Source organism: Cyanobium sp. ATX 6F1, from assembly GCF_024346315.1.
Classification (GTDB): Bacteria; Cyanobacteriota; Cyanobacteriia; order PCC-6307; family Cyanobiaceae; genus ATX-6F1.
Map to the genome: position 1 here is coordinate 224,031 of NZ_JAGQCS010000003.1, position 18,014 is coordinate 242,044.

Consider the following 18,014-nt stretch of genomic DNA (forward strand, 5'->3'; position numbering starts at 1 on the left):
TTTTTCTTAGATCAGACAAGTTTTGAGAATTGTTGGTCCCACGGGTCTCAGGCGCTGCTTTTTCGTGGTCTTCATCGGCGGGGCCCTTCTGCACGCGCCCATGGCCTGGGCCTATGTGCCCCTGATGGCCGGGCAGTCGGCTCGGCCCTTGCAGGGCAACTTCAACAACGTGCCGGTGTTGCACTCCAATCAGCCCGAGGAGGTCCTCGGAGCTGGAATCCTGGTCAACACGGCCCCAGGCTCGGCGCTGACCGCTGAAACCGGTCAGCCCCTCGCCAATGCCGCCTTCACCTTCAACGGTGATTTCGGGTTGCATGTGCACCACAAATACACCCCCCAGGAGGGAGCCCAGGCCAGTGCCGGGCGTTACCGCGCCGAGCTCACCCTGGCCACGATTCTGATCAACTCCGGCTACGCGCCGGTACGCATCCGCTTTGATCGTGGCGCCGTCAGCAACAGCTTTGAGGCTCCCTACCGCCCCAGCTACCTGATGGGGGTCAAGCCCCTGGGTCCCCGTCCCTGGAACACCGGGCCAGGAGATGCCACGGCGGTGATGATGTTGCGCGGAAAGCTCGACGCCCGTGTTCCGACCGAAGTGGTGGTGCCTGCACGCAGCCGCATGGTGCTGTTCCGCACCCAGTTGCCCGCCCAGGGCATCGCCAACGGTCTGCTCAAGGGCCGCAGCGATGGCCCCTTCCAGATGGCCGTGGTCGCCGCGGAGAATCCCCAGAACGACTACGACATCGTGGCCGTGTTGGACCAGGGGGTGCTGGCACCCGGGCGGATCTACCTGAACCGGCTGGCCGACATCGAAAGCGGGCGGGTCTTCTCCCGGGTTGCCGGCGTGGCCTACGGCGATGCCTACCAGGCTTCGCTGAATTACGACCTGCGCCAGGCCCCCCTGCATGTGCCCTTGACCAGCACCAACCGTCACAACTTCGGCACTGGCGAAGTTCAGGTGAATCCCTTGGCCAGCCGCATGCTGGATTCCTCCCTCGACAACGTCGGCACCTACGGGGTGCGCTACGACGTCCAGCTGAATCTGGTGGGCAATGGCCCCTACGTGCTGGCCTTGAGCCATCCAACCCCTAATGGCCGGAACTTCACGGCCTTTCGAGGCTCGATCGGCATCGAGACCGCAGAGGGCTACCGGGAGGTCCACGTGGGCATGCGTTCCGGCGAAAGCCTTGCCCTGACGACCTTGAACCTGCGACCCGGTGTCATCAACACGGTCAAGGTCAGCCTTGTTTATCCCGCCGACTGCACACCAGGACACCTGCTCAGCGTGGTGCCCGAACTGCAGTTGGCCCAATTGTTCGAGCGGGAGCGCCAGGTGCAACTCGCCCGGGCGGCAGCGGCCCGCCCGGCGGCAGCGGCGCCTGCACCGCCGGAGGTGGCGGCCAATGGCAACCCCGCAGCCAAGACCACCCCCGGCGCCAAGCCCCGAACCCCATCGGCGTCGGCCAATCGACGGCGCACCAACCCGGCGGCCCCATGGAGCAGGCCTGTAGCGCCTCCGCCCTTGATCAACAATTCCCTGATCGGCAACCCCTCCGCCGGTGTGAACCAAATGCCTCCGGCGTTCATTCCACCGGCCCGCATGAGTCAGACCCTGATTGAGCGCTACCAGCAGGCGGTGGACGCCCAACAGCGGATCATCAGGAATCTGATGGGGCGCTGAGCCACCGCCGACCCGCACCCTGTGGCCGACCCCACTGATCAGGACAGACGACGCATTTCGGTCGATCTTCCAATCGAGATGCTTGCCAAACTCGATGCACTCAAAAAGGAGTGGGGTCTGCGCAAGCGCGGTGACCTGTTCGAGCGACTGCTGGAAATGGTGCTTCCAGGCCAGGAAGACCAGGACGTCCTCGAGGAAGATGCGAGCCGCGATGCGCCCTTCCATGAGCGTGGTGCCCTGGTGCTGGTCAGCCGAGAGGCTCAATCTGAGCTGGCGTTGGATTTTGATCCAGAGGACATTGCTGACGGGGAGGCCGATGGATGGGCACAGTCAACCGCCAGCAGAGCGCCGCGATCAGGGTCCGGAGGGATCGATCTGCCTGGTTTTGTGCGCCGTCAGACGAACCAGGTCAGGCGCAGTCTCAACCCTCGGCCGGCGATCAGCAACGGCCAGGAGCCCCTGGCCCTCGTCCAGCCCGGGGAGCTGGAGCGGGCCCTGCGCACAGCCGAGGATCACTGGATCGACGTGTATGGCAAGCCCGCCAACCCTGCGGTGCTGGAGGCTTCCATGGTCTGGCTGGCCCAGGACATCTGGCGTCAATCGGACCAGAGCGAAGGTCGGCCGTTCAGTTGGAGCCTGACCGAGCAGATCATCCAGGGGATTGCTCCCGCCTGGGCCCCCCAGGAGCCATCGTTCGCACGGGTGGTGGTGGCGGCCGGTCTGTTGGAGGATCCCTTCAGTGCCAACACGTTGACCCTGCGCATCCCCACATTGATTCGACGCTTCGTCCACCGCTTCCGACGGCGCCCCAGGGGCACATCGTTCCAGGCCCTGGAAAACACCATGACCCTGCATGGAGCGCTGAAGCTGTTGCAATTGCCGACCACGGCGGGGCACCGGCTCACCCTGGCCGCCATCCGAGAGGCCTACCGGCTGCAGGCCGCGAGCCACCATCCCGATGCCGGTGGCTCGGTGGAGGCGATGCGGCGCTTGAACGAGGCCTATCAGTTGCTGAAGGAGTTGTACCGCCAACCGGCCTGATCACACTGGTCTCGCCTGAGACATAAGATCAGCCAGGGGCCTGGTCCCAAGGGTGCGCCTCAAGCACGATCCATGAACTCAGGAAGGATCCACTGTGTTGCGAATGGGTCTAGTGTCTTGACTCATCATGCGTCTCAAATAGATAAACTGAGAAATGAGTGAGTACCGCCTTGGACTCTCTCGGCCGGGCGAATGGCCAGGGAGTGAGACTCGTCTATTTTGACGCGACTAAGAATTGAGTCTAGACCTGCTAAGCGTCGTAGTTGGGATCATTGGGAATGGTGCGACCATGTTCCCGTCGAGCGTTGGCGGCGAGGTCCCGGCGCATCGATCATGGTCTTTATCAGTTTGTCTTAGGTCGATGATCAACATCAGCCATCAACTCCGAGGAGTTGCGGTAGGCGTTGTTCAACACACTGAATGATTCTTTTCGGCAATCTGCATTCATTCCACAGATCAATGATAAAAACCGCTCAAGGAAGCAGGCTCTGATGAGCGAAAGCAACTGTTGTGCTCGTGAACAGTCTTCAAGCGGAAATGACTGCGATTCCGCATTGCCTGAAGCTGAACAGTTAGCTGTCAAGAATTGTTTTTGACGTGATTCTGGCCGTCGCCATGCTTGCGGCCCTGTGCTGGGAGTGGCGCGGTTTGCGTGACCCTGTGTGCCGATCCCATCAAGTTCTCCTTGCGATGGGACGACGATGTTGATCTCTCATGGGCCAGGCCTCCATGGACCCCATCGGGCCAGGGTGCTCAGCTCGACGGGCTTGATCCTTAGAGCGGAAGGCCGTGACCAATTCCTGATCGGGGCCTCCTTGAACGGTGCAGGAGCTGTCCAGTCCATGGGGTCGCGGTTGTCCAAGGCTTAATGGATGCCCAAGAAGCATTGCCACAGCTGTGTTTTTGAGCTTGCGTACCTGTGTCAAACACAGGTACGCAAGAGTGGGATCCTCCAAAGGGGGCAATCGGTCGACGTCGCGCTCAGCTCGAGACTTCCCATGGCTACAGCGCCCATGGGCCACAGGAAAGTATCGCAAGTCGCACTTGCGAGGCATTCCTAGATTAGTAAATGGACTAGTATGAGAGCACTGAGACAAATCGATTGGTCCATGGTCTCAGGATCGATGGAGAGCCAGGGAACTCCTTGGTTCGCGTCTGCATGGCAGGCGCCCATCGATGTTCGTTTCCACCGCAGTTGTGAACCATCTGACGACAGATTCCTTCGCGGTGTTGGGTGACCCATCGGCCGACGTTCAAGGGTGCTGTGCTGCGAAATGCGCTCACATCACCAGGTCAGGCCTGGGTGAAACGCGCACTGGCGACGATGGCGGGACCTTCATAATGCGTGATCCATAAGTCTTGGATTTGACTTAATTCAAGACTTATTATGGATCCCGTATGGGATGCTCTGGATCGACCGGTATCGAGCCCTTGGCCTTTCCCCGGACCCCGCCCTTGTCCCTGCCCGGTGGCCCATCGCTCCAGGGGCGAAGACCCTGACCGGATGAACGCCTTCATGTGAGCCACCAATTACGTTGATGTCTGTCTTTGGGGCAGGGTTCTGCTGGCGCCACCGCGGAGGGCCCTGGGCCAAGTGGTGCCGTCGATCTCATTTGGTACTTGCTTCGCGCCTTGTGGCCTGAATCAAGTGAGACCAATGCGACAATCCGTTCGTCGGATGGGGAAGGTCATCCCGCCGCTGCCAAGCGACATTGATCCAACCGTCTCATCTGGGTTGAATGCAAGGACTTGATCTGGGAATCAAGTGATCCACTTGTGACGGTTGTCGCCGAACAGGCGATCGATCGCGTCATCAGCGTTTTGGCTCTGATTTCAGCCCAGGCGGCATGGCCATGGTGGTGGTGCCGCCTGGGCGACTCATGTATTCCCTTAGGGCCGCCAAGATTGATTCTGCCTAATTCTGTTCCTGCAATTCTCGCCTGAGACTACTACCTGGTCTTGCAGCGATCCTTGAATGAGACGATTGAAGCGGCCTTGTCAACGTTGCCCGTGCGCATGGTCGCTTCCCATCGCCACAGCCATCGTTCGACTGGTTTGTGGATGGGTTCGTGACCCTGGGCTCAGTTGGGGGTCTGGAGGCTCTTGATCAGGAAGTCAAAGTAGGGGCCTGCCAGCTCGGCTTCGTCCGTGGAGAGCAGAACGAGGGAAGCCTCCTTGAGGGCGCGCATCGATTCGACCATGCCCGGAAGGGGCACACCCAGGCTGTTGTACATCTCGCGGGCCCCTTCGACGCCGATCTTCTGGATCAGCTCCGTGCTGCCGGCCAGAACCCCGTAGGTCACCAAGCGGAGGTACCAGCTGAAGTCGCGCAGGCACTGGGCCCGTTGTTTCTGTCCGTAGGCATTGCCGCCGGGGGCCACATAGTCGGGCTTACGGGTAAAGAGCTGTCGGGCGGCTTCGTCGACGATCTTCTTTTCGTTGTCCGTGAGCGAGCGCACAACCTGCAAGCGCGTTGATCCGCCCGAGAGAAAGTCAACGATCGAGCGCAGCTCACCGCCACTGGGGTACCGCAACTCGTCGTCTGCTTGGAGGATCAGATCCCGAACGACGCTCATCTACGGCACCATGAACTTTGGAACTTTATCCAGTGTGCCCCTCGCCTGAAACGGTTTTCCGATGAGGTGTAACGCCCCTTCGCATCCAATCGCTCCCTGGGTCCGCCTGCGTCACCGATAGGGTCGAGGTCCGAGAGCGCGGCTCAGACCCTTCATGGATTCTCCAGCCCCCAGCCCCGGAACGCGCCTCATTGTGAGGATCACTGGTCTCAACCATCAGGGTCAGGGCGTCGGCCGCAGCGCTGATCAGGTGGTGTTCGTCGATGGGGCCCTCCCCGGTGAAACCGTGGACGTGATCGTGCGCCACCGTGCCAAGCGCCATCTGCTGGCGGAGCACCGCTCCACGTTGCTGCTCAGCCCCGATCGGCGGCGGCCCCCCTGCATCCTGGCCGACCGCTGCGGCGGATGCTCGGTGCAGCATCTCGAGGATGGCGCCCAGGCTCGCTGGAAAGAAGACATGGTGCAGCAGGCGCTGCGACGGATCGGCGGCTTCGAACTGAACGTTGCGCCGATCCTGTCGTCTGAGGCGTTCCTTGGTTACCGCAACCGTGCCGTGATCCCCCTCGAGCGCACAGAAGATGGCACGTTGCGGGCTGGCTTCTACCGCAGTGGCAGTCACCGCATCGTGAACATGAACCGTTGTCCGGTGCTGGATCCTCGGCTGGATCGCTTGATCGCCCCGATCAAGCTCGACCTGGAGCAGAGCGACTGGCCCGTGGATGCGGATCTCAGCGCTGAGGGGGGCCTGCGGCACCTGGCCCTGCGCCTTGGCCACCACACCGGTGAGCTGCTGATCACCTTGATCAGCAGCCACCGCCACCTGCCCGATCTGCCTGTCCTCGCGGCGGCCTGGATGGAGCGCTGGCCGGAGTTGGTGGGGGTGTGCCTGAACCTTCAGCCCACAGCGTCCAACACCCTCTTCGGGGCCGAAACCGAAACCGTGGCGGGTCGCCCTTGGTTGCTGGAGCGTTTTGCAGGCCAGGACCTGCGCATCGCTGCCGACACTTTTTTTCAGGTGAACACGGCCCAGGCAGAGCGTCTGGTGCCGTCGCTGATCGAGGCACTGGCCGTGCGGGCTGGGACTCGCCTGGTGGATGCCTACTGCGGGATCGGTACCTTCAGCCTGCCTCTGGCGGCGGCGGGAGCCTCGGTCCTGGGGCTGGAGCAGCACCCAGGATCGGTGGAACAGGCTCGTGCCAATGCCGAGCGCAATGGTCTGGAGCGTTGCCAATTTGAGGCCACCGACGTGGAGACCTCCCTGGCCGAGGCCCTCGATGGGGCCGACGCCCTGCTGCTGGATCCGCCGCGCAAGGGACTTTCCCCTGGCGTCTGCGCGACCATCGCCGCCTCAGCGCCGGAGCGGGTGGCCTACCTGAGCTGCAACCCCGCCACCCTGGCCCGTGACCTGGCGATGCTCTGCGCCGAGGGGCGCCTAACGCTCACCAGCGTGCAACCGGTGGATTTCTTCCCCCAGACCAGTCACGTGGAAAGCCTCGCCATCCTTCAGCGCAACTGAGCGTCGAACTGCGTTTCCAGGGCTTCGCGGATGCGGCCATGGACCGCCTCGACCTCCGCATCGGTGAGGGTGCGGCTCGCATCGCGGTAGCGAAGCCGGAAGGCCTGGCTGCAGCGACCGGCGGCCAGTTGCTCACCCTCGTAGCGATCCACCAGCTCCACATGCTCCAGCAGGGGTTTGCCGGCCTTTCGGATCGCCTGAATCAGACGAGAAGCGATCAACTCGCGCGGCACCACCAGGGCCAGATCGCGCTCCGCGGCGGGAACGGTGGCGTAGGGGCTGTAACTGGGTGTCCAGCGGTTCCGGCGGGTGGCGGCCGTCAGCAGGGGAGTCAGATCCAGCTGGAAGAGATGGGTGGCTTCGGGAACGTCCAGGGCTTCGGCCTGGGCGGGATGGAGCTGGCCGAACCAGCCGGCCCCGCGCCCCTCGATCACCAGCTCGGCAGCTCGGCCCGGATGGAGCCGGGGGTGATTGGCAAGAGGGCGATCCTCGCTCTCGACCCCCAGGCTGGCCAGGGCCCGCTCCAGGGCACCACGTGCTTCGAAGTAACTGGGGCTGATGGCCTTGCCGCCGCTTGACCAGAGCTCGGCGCTGCGTCGGCCGGTGATCACGCCTGCCAGCTGCAGCCTCTGGAGCTCCCCCTTGGGGGGGGTGCTCCCAGCGAGCTGGCTGAACACATGGCCGATTTCGAAAGCCCAGAAACCGGGTGCTCCCGTCTGGAGATTGCGGCGGGCGCCCTGGAGCAATTCATCGACCAGGTTGTCGCGCAGGTGGCCGTAGTCGGCCAGCAACGGGTTGGCCAGGGGAATGCGCCCGGGGCCCGCCTCCACCAGCGATAGGGAGCAGGTTTCCTGCAGACCGGCCTGGCAGAGGGCCCGCCGGAGACGACGTTCCACCTCCTGCTCGGGGCGCAGGCCACCGGGGCTGAGCGGATCGGGCAGGTGGGCGGCAAAGCGGTCGTAGCCGACCAACCGCGCCACCTCCTCGATCAGATCCACCTCGCGAACCAGATCCAGGGCCCGCGACGGAGGCACGTTGACACTCCAGCCTCCGTTGATCGGCTCCAGAACGCAGCCGAGGGACTGAAGCGTTTGCTCGATGGCACCATCGGGCAGGTCATCGCTGACGCCGTCATCCACCACCGGGCCCAGCAGCTGGTGCAGGGCATCACGGCGCAGGCACAGCGGTTCCCGCGGCCGCTCCGGCAACTGGTGCAGCCAGCGGCCCACAGGTTCGGCACCGGCCAGTTCGACCAACCACTGCACGGCCCGGTTCGCAGCCAGGAGGGTCACCTCCCTGGGCAGGCCTTTTTCAAAGCGGGCGCAGGCCTCGGATCGCAGGCCTGCGCTTCGGGCGCTGCGGCGCACCTGCTGGGGCGCGAACACCGCCGCCTCCAGCCAGAGGTTGGTGGTGCCGTCATGCACGGAGCTGGACGCTCCCCCGATCACTCCGGCCAGGGCGATCGGCTGGTTCGCATAGGTGACCACCAGGGCTTCTTCATCCAGGCTCAGCTGACTGCCATCGAGGGCCTCGAAACCTTCACCCTTCTCCCCCTGGCGCAAACCGAGAGCCTCCAACCGCAAGGTGTCACCGCCCAAGTCCGCCAGGCGGTCGCTGTCATAGGCGTGGAGGGGCTGGCCCGTTTCGAGCATCACCAGGTTGGTGATGTCCACCACGTTGTTGATCGGGCGTAAACCTGCCCGCTCCAGGCGTTGTTGCAACCATCGCGGTGATGGCCCGACACGCACTCCCTTCAGGGCCGAGACGCTGAACAGTCCCCCCAGCTCGATCGCCCGTTGGACCGCAGGGCTCACGGGCAGGGGTTCGCCGGCCAAGGTTGGTGCCGCCGGGGCCAGGGTCAGGGGGGAAGCGGTGAGGGCGGCCACCTCCCGGGCGATCCCGAGCATCGAGAGGCCATCGGGTCGGTTGGCCGTGATCGCCAGCTCCAGCACCTGATCGTCGAGGCCAAGGCTGGGACCCACTGGTGAGCCCAAAGCAGGAACCTCTTCCAGCAGTTCATCGAGTACGGCAATGCCATCGGAGCCATCGACCAGCCCCAGTTCCCGCAGGGAGCAGATCATGCCGCTGCTGGCCACTCCGCGCAGCTCGGCGGGTTTGATGGTGAGCTCCACCGCCGGCAGATGGGCGCCCACCAGGGCGACAGGGACGTGGAGGCCCGCCCGCACGTTGGCAGCCCCACAGACGATCTGCAGGGGCTGCTCGGACCCGACGTTGACGCTGCAGACACTGAGTTTGTCGGCGTTGGGGTGGGGATCCCGCCGTTCGACGAGGCCCACCACCACCCCGGCGGCTTGGGCGGCCAGATCCTCGATCGCTTCGACCTCGAAGCCCGCCAACGAGAGCCGCTCGGCCAGCTCGTCCACCGGGGTGTCGCAGGCCACAAGCTCCCTGAGCCACCGGAGCGAGACCCGCATCGAACCCTGATCGCAGAAGGGGTGATCCTAAGGAACGGACCTTGGGCGCTCGGGTGGGTTGGTATGGTGGTCCACTGTCAACATCGCTACGCATCAGCGGCGCAACGTCCTTCCTATGGCCAAGAACAAGGGCGTCCGGATCGTGATCACTCTCGAGTGCACCGAATGCCGGTCCAACCCCGCCAAACGGTCCCCCGGGGTGTCCCGTTACACCACCGAGAAGAACCGCAGGAACACCACCGAACGGATCGAACTCAAGAAGTTCTGCCCTCACTGCAACAAGCCCACGATCCACAAAGAGATCAAGTGAGGCCCAGCTCCTTGTTCCGTTCCCCGTTCCGCTCTCTTCTCCCATGACCAGCTCCTTCTTCAAGAAGCGCCTTTCGCCGATCAAGCCCGGCGATCCGATCGACTACAAGGATGTCGATCTGCTCAAGAAGTTCATCACCGAACGCGGCAAGATCCTCCCCCGCCGGCTCACTGGCCTCACCGCCCAGCAGCAGCGCGACCTCACCAACGCGGTCAAGCGCGCCCGCATCGTGGCCCTGCTGCCCTTTGTGAACCCCGAGGGTTGAGCCCACGCCGGCAGGGTGAACCTGCCCAGCACCCTTCCCCCTGAACCCGCGTGCAAACCGGTGATCTGGTGGGGCTGAGCGACCGACACGGTCCCAGGCTCGCCCTGATCAGTTCCCTACACGGCAGCCGCGCCGAGGTGCTGGTGGGTCCTGAGGGCAAGGTTCAGCAGCTCCCCCTCAGGCAGCTGGATCTGATTCAGGCTTTGCCCCAGGGCCTTGAACCCGTCCGCCGCCTGGGCTCAGCCCCCTGGGAGATCAGCGAAGCGGCGTTGTTGACGGCCCAACCCCTCGCCCGAGACTGGGGGGCAGCCTGGCTTCTGCTGGCCTCCGATGGCTCCACCCTGCCCTTCGCCGAATTCGTGGCTCTGGTGGCGGGTCACAGCAGCCCCGTGGCCAGCGCCGCCTGCTGGCTGGAGTTGCAACGCCCGGGCCAGGATCTGTTCCGATGGCGTCAGGGGGACGTCCAAGCGCGACCGCTCGCGGACCTTCGCGCCCTGCGCCATGGCCGGCGTCGCCAGCAGCTGCTCGCCCAGCGCCAAGAGCTTTGGCATCAGAGCCTGCGCCGCCGCAGGCCGATCGATCCGGCGCAGTTGCTGCCGGCCCAACGCCAGGAACTGGAGCAGTTGCTGGCCTGGGGCTCCGGTGAGCAGGATCAACCCCTGGGCGCTGAGCTGCTCAAAGCTCTCCAGCAGGCCAAGGTGGCCCCGGAACCGGGAGCCCTGCGCCATCTGCTGGTGGACCTGGGCCAGTGGCAACCCCATAGCCTGCCCTCCCTGCGCCGGAGCGTCTGGTCGGATGGCTTTTCGCCTGAGTTGATCGCCCAGGCCCGGGAGCTGGCCCAACGCAGCGTCGAGCCCCAGCCCGGTGACAGTCAGCGGCTGGATCTCACGGGCCTGCGCACCTTCACCATCGACGATCCGCTCACCAGAGAGATCGATGACGGTCTCGCCCTCGAGCGCTTGGCGAATGGCCGCGGGCGCCTGTGGGTGCACATCGCCGATCCGTCGCGGCTTGTGACGGCCGGCAGTCCGCTCGATCTGGAAGCCCGGCGCCGGGCCACGAGCCTCTACCTGGCGGAGGGCAGTGTGCCGATGTTTCCGCTGGAGCTGGCGGCGGGCCCGTTCAGCCTGCGCCAGGGGGAGCGCTGCGCCGCCTGGAGCTACGGCATCGACCTCGATGACGACGGCAGCGTCGCGGGCTATGAGCTCCGCCGCAGCTGGGTGCGGCCCACCTACCGGCTGAGCTACGAAGACGGGGATGAGCTGATCGATCTCGCGCCCCCGGAGGATCCCGATCTGGCCGAGATTCACACCCTGCTGGAGAACCGTCGCCGCTGGCGCCTGCGCCAGGGGGCCCTGCTGCTGGACCAGAGCGAAGGGCGCATCTGCCGGGAGGGTGAGGAAGCGGTGCTGGAGGTGGTGGAGCCCTCGCCGGCGCGGCTGTTGGTGGCTGAGGCGATGATCCTGGCCGGCGCGGTGGTGGCCGACTACGGCTCCCGTGAAGGCCTCGCCCTGCCCTACCGCAGCCAACCGGTCAGCCCGCTTCCATCGGCTGCCGAACTGGAGCACCTGGAATCAGCTCCGGTGCGCCATGCGCTGCTGCGTCGGGGGCTCTCCCGTGGCCTCACCGGCACCCAGCCAGCTCCCCATTTCAGTCTGGGGTTGCCGGCCTACGTCCAGGCCACCTCTCCGATCCGCCGCTATGGCGACCTGATCGTCCAACGCCAACTTCAAGCTCAGCAGGCGGGGGAGGCGAGCCTCGATCAAGCGACCCTTGGGTCGTTGCTCGATCAACTCGATCCAGTCCTGCGCCAGACGGTCCAGATTGCCCGCGACGACCAGCGCCACTGGCAGCAGGTGTGGTTCGAGCGCCATCCCGGCCGCTCCTGGTCTGCCCTTTTTCTGCGCTGGCTGCGCCAGCAGGACTGCCTCGCCCTGGTGCATCTCGACGAACTTGCCATGGATCTGGCGGCGACGGTGCCGGAGGGTTGCGAGCCCGGTGATTCGCTTGAGGTGCGCGTGGGTGAGGTGGATTCCCTGGCAGATCGGCTGCGCCTCCAGGCCGTTCGCTCAGGCGGCCAGGGCTGAGGCCCGCAACCAGGGGCCCCAGGGGTTGGCGGTGGCGATCAGCGCCACTTGGCTGGGGCGTTCCAGCTGCTGCAGCCAGTGGTGGAGGTCCGGCTCCAGGGTGATCACGGGCCAGTCGGCCGATGCGGTTTCCAGGCGGTAGCGGCCTTGGCCATCGGGAATCAGGGTGCCTGCCCACAGCGTTTCGCCGCGCTCGGCCGGTGGCCGCTGCATCGGCGTTCCAGGTCCACCGGGCCAGAGCCCGTTGGAACCCAGACGCTCGGGGTGCTCCAGCAGCGCCCGCTGCCGCGCGGCCCAGGCGGGGTGGTGCCAGGGGGTGTCCCAGAGGGGCAAGGGGCCCGCGGGGGCCTGGGCATCGCCAATCAGTTGCTCCTGCAGCTCGCGCACCGGCAGCTCCGCCGGCAGGAGACCCCGCCGCACGCACAGGGCTGCCGCCAGGCCCGCCGCCTGGCCGACATTGAGCACCAGGGGCTGCAGACGGGTGGCTCCATTGGCCATGTGGCTGGTGCCGATCGCCTTGTCGGCGGCCAGCAGGTTCTCCAGCTCGGCGCTGACCAGGGCTCCGTAGGGAATCGTGAAGGGGGTGCCGCTCCAGCGCCCGCCCCAGGGGCAGGACTTGGGGGCCAGGGGCCAGTCAGGGCCTGGGTAGTGGTGGTCGTTGACGTAGTTACCGACGGCGATCGATTGCACCCTGCCCTGTTGATCGATGGGCAGAGGAGCGATCGAGGCGCCTGGCCCCAAGGGCAGCAGGTCCTGTTCCCTCACCAACGCACGGGCCACGAGCCGGCGGCCTTCCCGCCAGTAGGGCATCAGGGCCAGGCTCTGGTCACCCAACAGATCGTCTCGATCTCCCGGTGGCTGGTTGTTGGCTGGAAACGCCTGGCCGGGTCGCAACCAGCCCCCGCTGGCTTCCTCGAGGGCGCTCAGGAAACGCAGGCTGTGCGAGCGCATCTCCATGGCCAGGGCGGCCTCCTGGGCCGGATCACCGCTGAAGGCCCGCCCCAGGTCCCCGTGCCAGTCGTTGCCATGGAGGGGCCAGTTCAGCATCACCAGTCCCCCGGGCAGGCGCCCGTAGGTCAAGGTGCGCTCGAGGCCGAAGGCTTCGGTGGCTGGCTCGAACGGAGCCGCCAGGGGGCCGGGGTGGTCTGGGGGATCGCCCGTTCCCAACTGACCCATCACCACCCAGGTGGGCGACTGCACGGGCTGCTGCTGGAAGAAGGGCTCGCTCTCCAGGCGCGCTCGGGCGGGGGCGCTGGGCTCCTGCCACTGCTCCTGGGGTTCCCAGCCCAGGCGGAAGGGGGCCAGGGCCAGGGGCAGCAGATCGCCGCGGTCGCTGCCATCAACCACCAGCTCCAGGCCCACGCGCCGGGGACCATCGGGGGTATCCAGCTCCAGAGCCGTGATCCGCGCTCCCTGGCGTTGCACAGCCCTCAGCCCGCAGCCAGGCCACCAGCGCAGCTGCGGTTCGGCCGCCACCCAGCGCTGGATCACCCTTTCGGCAGTGGCTGGCCTGTAGCCGAAACAACTCACCCAGTTGTGGTCGAGGCCCTCGGGCTCCTCCTGCTGGAGGGCCCGCAGCAGCGCCCCCCACAGACCCGTCTGCCAGGGACTCAGTTCATTGCCGTCGGGGGCACAGACCCCAGCGGCGCTGACCATGCCCCCGAGCCAGGATCCGGGGGTGAGCAGCAAGGTGTCGGCGCCGCTGCGGGCCGCCTGCAGGGCCGCCGCCACCCCACCGCTGCCGCCACCCCAGACCACCACGGCGGCCCGATCTTGCTCAAACCCCATCAACCCACCTCCGGCAAGGTGGTCCGGTGGCCGGGTTGATCGCCCATCGCTTCAGGGGTCTGCGTTTGGGGCATGATGCCTCCTCGGCACGGGACCGCCTTGGCGGCGCAGCGGCCCCCCCTTGAGCGCCGATGACCTTCACCCTCACGACACCGCTCTATTACGTCAACGACAAGCCCCACCTCGGCAGCGCCTACACCACCCTGGCCTGTGATGCGGTGGCCCGTCATCGGCGGCTCAAAGGCGAGCAGGTGCTGTTCATCACCGGTTGTGATGAGCACGGCCAGAAGATCCAGCGCACGGCTGAGGCGGCGGGGCTCAGTACCCAGGCCCATTGCGATGCCGTCAGTTCCCAGTACCGGGAGCTCTGGGAGCGTTGGCAGATCAGCAACGACCGGCTGATCCGCACCACCGATCCACGTCACCGTCGCCTCGTCGAGCAGTTCTTCGCCCGGGTGGAGGCCAATGGCGACATCGTTGAGGGACGCCAGCAGGGTTGGTACTGCGTGGCTTGCGAAGAGTTCAAGGACGACCCCCACGAGGCTCAGGACCCGGAGTGCGCCACCCATCGGCGGCCCCTGGAGTGGCGTGATGAATTCAATCTGTTCTTTCGCCTCTCGAGGTACCAGGCCCCGGTCGAGGCGCTCGTCGCCCGGGAGGGTTTCATCCAGCCACCCAGCCGGCGACGGGAGGTGGAGAACTTCGTGGGCCAGGGCCTGCGCGACTTTTCGATTTCCAGGGTCAATCTGCCCTGGGGCATCCCCGTGCCCGGCCACGAGGGCCACACCTTCTACGTCTGGTTCGATGCCCTGCTGGGGTACCTGACGGCCTTGCTGGAGCCAGGCGATGAGCCGGATCTGGAGATCGCCCTGGCCCGTGGCTGGCCCGCCAGCCTGCACGTGATCGGCAAGGACATCCTGCGCTTCCACGCCGTCTACTGGCCAGCGATGCTGCTCTCGGCGGGCCTGGAGCCCCCGAAGCAAGTGTTCGGCCACGGCTTCCTCACCCGTGAGGGCCAGAAGATGGGCAAATCCTTGGGCAACGTGCTCGATCCGGCGGTGCTGCTCGAGCGCTGCGGCCGCGATGCCGTGCGCTGGTACCTCCTTCGCGACATCGCCTTCGGCGATGACGGTGACTTCCAGCAGCAGCGCTTCGTCGACCTGGTCAACAATGATCTGGCCAACACGGTCGGGAATCTGCTCAACCGCACCTCTTCGATGGCACGTCGCTGGTTCGATGGCGCCGTGCCTCCCCCCGGCGCCGCCGCCTTGAGCGACCATCCCCTCGCCCAGGCCGCTGGGCGGGCCGGTCCTGTGGTGATCGAGGCCATGGATCGTCTTGATTTCCAGGCGGCCGCCGAGGCGGCCCTGCACCTGGCGATCAGCGCCAACGGCTTCCTCAACGAACGGGCTCCCTGGAGCCGCATCAAACAAGAGGGTCAGCTCGCGGTGGTGGGGGAGGACCTCTACGCCGTGCTGGAGTCGGCCCGGCTGGTGGCCCTGTTGATCGCTGCACTGGTGCCGGAGCTTTCGGAGCGGATGCTGGCCCAGCTGGGTCAACCGCCGGCGGCCAGTGGCACGCCGAGCGTGATCGAGGGCCCAGGAACCGTTGGAGCCCCGCCAGAAATTGCTGGCATTCCGAGCCCTTCCCCCTGGCTGGAGCGCCTGCGTTGGGGTGGCCTTCAGCCCGCCCTGCCCCTTCCGGAGCCCCAGCCTGTGATGGCTCGGCTCGAGCTGGACGGTCCGCTGTGAAACGCCACCATCTGCTCAGCTTGGCCCTGCTGCTGCCCCTGGCGGGCTGCTGGTCGGCGCCGGTGGTCCAGGAGAAGCCCCTGCCGTTCGTGTTCCGCAGCCTCAACCTGCGGCAGCAGGATTCCAAGGGACGACCCGCCTGGGAATTGCGCAGCCCCGAGGCCCGTTACGACATGACCGCTCGCCTGGCCTTCGCGCGGGAGCCGCAAGGGGTGATCTATGCCAATGGGCAGGCTCGGTATCGCGTGCAGGCGGCTAAAGGCACCGTTTTCAATGATGGTGAGCAGATCACCCTTGAGCAGGGCGTGCGCATCGAGGTGATCAGCAACCGGCCCGTGCTGATCACCGGCGATCGGGTGCGCTGGATTCCACGCCAGAAGCTGATGGAGATCGACCGCCGACCGGTGGCCTTCGACCAGCAGTCGCGACTCAGTGCCACCAACGCCCGTTTTCGCCTGGACCTTGATCGCATTGAACTGCGGGGCCAGCCTCGTCTGGAGCGCTGGGAAGGAACGTCCAAGCCCCAGGGCCAGCGTCAGGGTCCACCCCAAACCGTGCTCAAGCTGACCAAGGCCGATTGGAACCCCGGCAGCGGCAACCTCCAGGGCAGCGGCCCGGTGCGGGGTGAGCGGCAGGGAAGGAAAGGCAGCTCTCAGGTGCTCACCGCCTCCGCTCTGGTGGGCAACACCCGCCAGCAGTGGCTCGATTTCCAGAAGCCCGTCAGGCTCACCGACAGGGCCCAGAAGGCCGCACTTGAGGCCGGTCCCAGCCGCTGGGAGTTCGGCAGCCAGCGGATTAGCAGCACGGTGCCCTTCACGGCCGTGATCGGCCAACTCCACATCCGGGGAGCCGCCTTCGAGATTCTCCAGAAGGAGCAGATCGTGCACGTCCCGCAGGCCTGCGACCTGCGTCAGCCGGGGGAGTGGCTCCAGGCCCAGGTCTGTCGCTGGAACTGGACCACCCAGGCCTTCAACGCGAGCGGGCGCGTCGTGATGCGGCGCACTGCCAACAGGCAGCTGACCCGCTCGAGCGAAGTGAACGGCAGCCTGGGCGAAAAAGGTCTGGCGGTGTTCACCACCCCGGGGGGTCGGGTCAGCTCCCGCCTGGAGCTGCCACCGAAGGCTCCCCAGCAGCGTCCCAGCGCTCCAGTGACGTTCTGAGCCGCTGGGACCAGCCCTTCAGCCAGGTTTCATCGCTGCGACTGAAGCAGCGCGCCGACCAGCCCCCCAGCAGCACCCAGCCCTGGGGGCCCATGGGCTGGATCAGCACCGCCGGAACGCCCTCGGGAAGGCCTTTGAATTCATCGCGGCCTGGGTAGAGGGCCAGGTTGACCAGTGAGATGGCCCGATCGGTGGAGGCGGCACGCGCGCAGATCGCCCCGGGGTTGAAGGAGGCCTGAGCCAGCACCCCACGGCGCAGCAGCGTGCGTCCCTGCCAATGGACCAACACCGAGGCCGCCGGCGTCGCGGTGAGCAGCATCTGGCTGCCCCAGCCCAGTTCCTCGGCGATGGTCTGAGGTAAATCTCCGACCAGATCGAGGCCCTGATCGCCTGGGAGCTCCACCCGCTCCGGCGCCTCCGGAACCGCCCTGGTCCAGAGCAGGGCCACGAGCATCAGACCCACCGAGAGCAGACCGGCGAGCACGCCTGATCGCTGCAGGGCAGGGCTGAGTTCCGCCGTCGTCCATTGGTTGCTCAGGCAGAGGGACAGCCCCAGCACCCCCGCCGCCAGCGTCACCCTTGCGGGGAGGGGCATCCCCATGGCCTCCACAGCCGGCACCGCCTCCAACGCTGGCACAGGGAGGGCCCTCCGCTGGCTTCATCCCCGCGACAGGTCGTGCCCCTGACGGCAAACTGGTGCAACGTTTTCACCGCAGGCCTGTGGTCCGCGCCCTTCGACGCCTTCTCCTGGCCTTGCCGGCTCTGCTGCTGGGTCTGCTGCTGGGCCTGCTGCCGGCCCCCGCCGCCTGGGCGATGGCTCTGGATGATTTTCCGCCCAGCCCCCCTGCCGAGCGGGTGCTGGACACGTCCGACGTGCTCAGCCGTGCCGCGATTGCCGATCTGGATCGTCGCCTGAAGCAACTCTCGGCTGATCACATCGACGCCCACCTGTTGACCGTGGGCCGCCTGGATTACGGCCTTTCCCTCCCTGAACTGACCGAGCAGCTGGTGGGGCGATGGAGCGATGCGGAACCCGATGACGCCACGCTGCTGCTGCTGATCGAGACCCAGAACAACTCCGCCGCCATCGGCGCCTCACCCGAGCTGCTCGAGCAGCTTCCTCCGGCGTTGTTGGAGAGCACGGCGGCCGCCACGATGGGACAGCCCCTGCGGGACGGTTCCCGTTATCGCCAGGCCTCGATCGATGCGCTCCAGCGCCTGCAGGTGGTGCTCTCCGGTGGGGAGGACCCCGGTCCGCCCGTGCAGCAACTTATAGAAATCATCGAATCCAACATCCCCACCGCGGATGAGACCGCGTCCAGCCATGCCTTCACCTGGGTGATTGTTTTGCTCATCGTTGGCACAATCGTGCCGATGCTGACCTGGTGGGTGTTCTCCCGTTGA

13 protein-coding genes are annotated in these 18,014 nt (G+C 65.9%); 9 read left to right on the forward strand and 4 right to left on the reverse strand.

The window, feature by feature from the left end; genetic code table 11:
* Nucleotides 1-100 precede the first annotated feature (100 nt).
* Together KBZ13_RS06280 and KBZ13_RS06285 are read left to right on the forward strand one after the other, a co-directional pair.
* The gene (locus KBZ13_RS06280; protein ID WP_255007486.1) at nucleotides 101-1,681 is read left to right on the forward strand and encodes a DUF3370 family protein; all 1,581 of its coding nucleotides are present in this window, start codon (nucleotides 101-103) and stop codon (nucleotides 1,679-1,681) included.
* Between the two features lie 78 nt (nucleotides 1,682-1,759).
* Entirely contained in the window at nucleotides 1,760-2,722 is a 963-nt protein-coding gene (locus tag KBZ13_RS06285) for a J domain-containing protein (protein WP_255007488.1), read from the forward strand.
* Nucleotides 2,723-4,803: 2,081 nt separating this feature from the next.
* On the opposite strand, the gene KBZ13_RS06290 is transcribed toward KBZ13_RS06285, so the two are convergent.
* Nucleotides 4,804-5,298 (reverse strand): allophycocyanin subunit alpha-B, encoded by a 495-nt coding sequence (locus tag KBZ13_RS06290; protein ID WP_255007491.1) that lies wholly within the window; start codon nucleotides 5,296-5,298, stop codon nucleotides 4,804-4,806.
* Between the two features lie 154 nt (nucleotides 5,299-5,452).
* On the opposite strand from KBZ13_RS06290, the gene rlmD reads away from it, so the two are divergent.
* Entirely contained in the window at nucleotides 5,453-6,814 is a 1,362-nt protein-coding gene (gene rlmD / locus KBZ13_RS06295) for a 23S rRNA (uracil(1939)-C(5))-methyltransferase RlmD (protein ID WP_255007493.1), read from the forward strand.
* Here the strand turns inward: rlmD and pheT are convergent.
* Complete coding sequence (gene pheT, locus KBZ13_RS06300) at nucleotides 6,802-9,249, reverse strand: phenylalanine--tRNA ligase subunit beta (RefSeq protein ID WP_255007495.1); 2,448 nt, start codon at nucleotides 9,247-9,249, stop codon at nucleotides 6,802-6,804. The two genes, rlmD and pheT, sit on opposite strands and share 13 nt — an antisense overlap.
* Nucleotides 9,250-9,364: 115 nt before the next feature.
* Between pheT and rpmG the strand changes: the two genes are divergently transcribed.
* Genes rpmG through KBZ13_RS06315 form a run of 3 tightly spaced genes read left to right on the forward strand, consistent with a single transcriptional unit; the run spans nucleotide 9,365 to nucleotide 11,911 of the window.
* Entirely contained in the window at nucleotides 9,365-9,559 is a 195-nt protein-coding gene (gene rpmG, locus KBZ13_RS06305) for a 50S ribosomal protein L33 (protein WP_255007498.1), read from the forward strand.
* A gap of 43 nt (nucleotides 9,560-9,602) precedes the next feature.
* Nucleotides 9,603-9,824 (forward strand): 30S ribosomal protein S18, encoded by a 222-nt coding sequence (rpsR, locus tag KBZ13_RS06310; RefSeq protein WP_255007500.1) that lies wholly within the window; start codon nucleotides 9,603-9,605, stop codon nucleotides 9,822-9,824.
* Between the two features lie 50 nt (nucleotides 9,825-9,874).
* Nucleotides 9,875-11,911, forward strand: coding sequence for an RNB domain-containing ribonuclease (locus KBZ13_RS06315; protein ID WP_255007502.1), 2,037 nt, complete (start codon nucleotides 9,875-9,877; stop codon nucleotides 11,909-11,911).
* Here the strand turns inward: KBZ13_RS06315 and KBZ13_RS06320 are convergent.
* Nucleotides 11,894-13,699 carry an FAD-dependent oxidoreductase gene (locus KBZ13_RS06320; RefSeq protein ID WP_255007504.1) on the reverse strand — a complete coding sequence of 602 codons (1,806 nt, stop codon included), beginning with the start codon at nucleotides 13,697-13,699 and terminating at the stop codon, nucleotides 11,894-11,896. The two genes, KBZ13_RS06315 and KBZ13_RS06320, sit on opposite strands and share 18 nt — an antisense overlap.
* Before the next feature lie 131 nt (nucleotides 13,700-13,830).
* On the opposite strand from KBZ13_RS06320, the gene KBZ13_RS06325 reads away from it, so the two are divergent.
* Nucleotides 13,831-15,450 (forward strand): methionine--tRNA ligase, encoded by a 1,620-nt coding sequence (locus KBZ13_RS06325; RefSeq protein WP_255007506.1) that lies wholly within the window; start codon nucleotides 13,831-13,833, stop codon nucleotides 15,448-15,450.
* Nucleotides 15,447-16,610: an LPS export ABC transporter periplasmic protein LptC gene (gene lptC / locus KBZ13_RS06330; protein ID WP_255007508.1), complete on the forward strand. Its 1,164-nt coding sequence runs from the start codon at nucleotides 15,447-15,449 to the stop codon at nucleotides 16,608-16,610. Before KBZ13_RS06325 ends, lptC begins: the two co-directional genes overlap by 4 nt.
* Here lptC and KBZ13_RS06335 read toward each other — a convergent pair.
* The gene (locus tag KBZ13_RS06335) at nucleotides 16,543-17,247 is read right to left on the reverse strand and encodes a cofactor assembly of complex C subunit B (RefSeq protein ID WP_315859604.1); all 705 of its coding nucleotides are present in this window, start codon (nucleotides 17,245-17,247) and stop codon (nucleotides 16,543-16,545) included. The two genes, lptC and KBZ13_RS06335, sit on opposite strands and share 68 nt — an antisense overlap.
* Before the next feature lie 59 nt (nucleotides 17,248-17,306).
* Between KBZ13_RS06335 and psb32 the strand changes: the two genes are divergently transcribed.
* Nucleotides 17,307-18,014 (forward strand): photosystem II repair protein Psb32, encoded by a 708-nt coding sequence (gene psb32, locus KBZ13_RS06340; RefSeq protein WP_255007510.1) that lies wholly within the window; start codon nucleotides 17,307-17,309, stop codon nucleotides 18,012-18,014.

Bases quoted from the DNA above. Each gene is read 5' to 3' on its own strand.
- KBZ13_RS06290 (WP_255007491.1), bottom strand. From the start codon at position 5,298: ATGAGCGTCGTTCGGGATCTGATCCTCCAAGCAGACGACGAGTTGCGG.
- rpsR (WP_255007500.1), top strand. From the start codon at position 9,603: ATGACCAGCTCCTTCTTCAAGAAGCGCCTTTCGCCGATCAAGCCCGGC.
- KBZ13_RS06285 (WP_255007488.1), top strand. From the start codon at position 1,760: ATGCTTGCCAAACTCGATGCACTCAAAAAGGAGTGGGGTCTGCGCAAG.
- rpmG (WP_255007498.1), top strand. From the start codon at position 9,365: ATGGCCAAGAACAAGGGCGTCCGGATCGTGATCACTCTCGAGTGCACC.
- KBZ13_RS06325 (WP_255007506.1), top strand. From the start codon at position 13,831: ATGACCTTCACCCTCACGACACCGCTCTATTACGTCAACGACAAGCCC.
- KBZ13_RS06320 (WP_255007504.1), bottom strand. From the start codon at position 13,699: ATGGGGTTTGAGCAAGATCGGGCCGCCGTGGTGGTCTGGGGTGGCGGC.
- KBZ13_RS06280 (WP_255007486.1), top strand. From the start codon at position 101: ATGGCCTGGGCCTATGTGCCCCTGATGGCCGGGCAGTCGGCTCGGCCC.
- rlmD (WP_255007493.1), top strand. From the start codon at position 5,453: ATGGATTCTCCAGCCCCCAGCCCCGGAACGCGCCTCATTGTGAGGATC.
- pheT (WP_255007495.1), bottom strand. From the start codon at position 9,249: ATGCGGGTCTCGCTCCGGTGGCTCAGGGAGCTTGTGGCCTGCGACACC.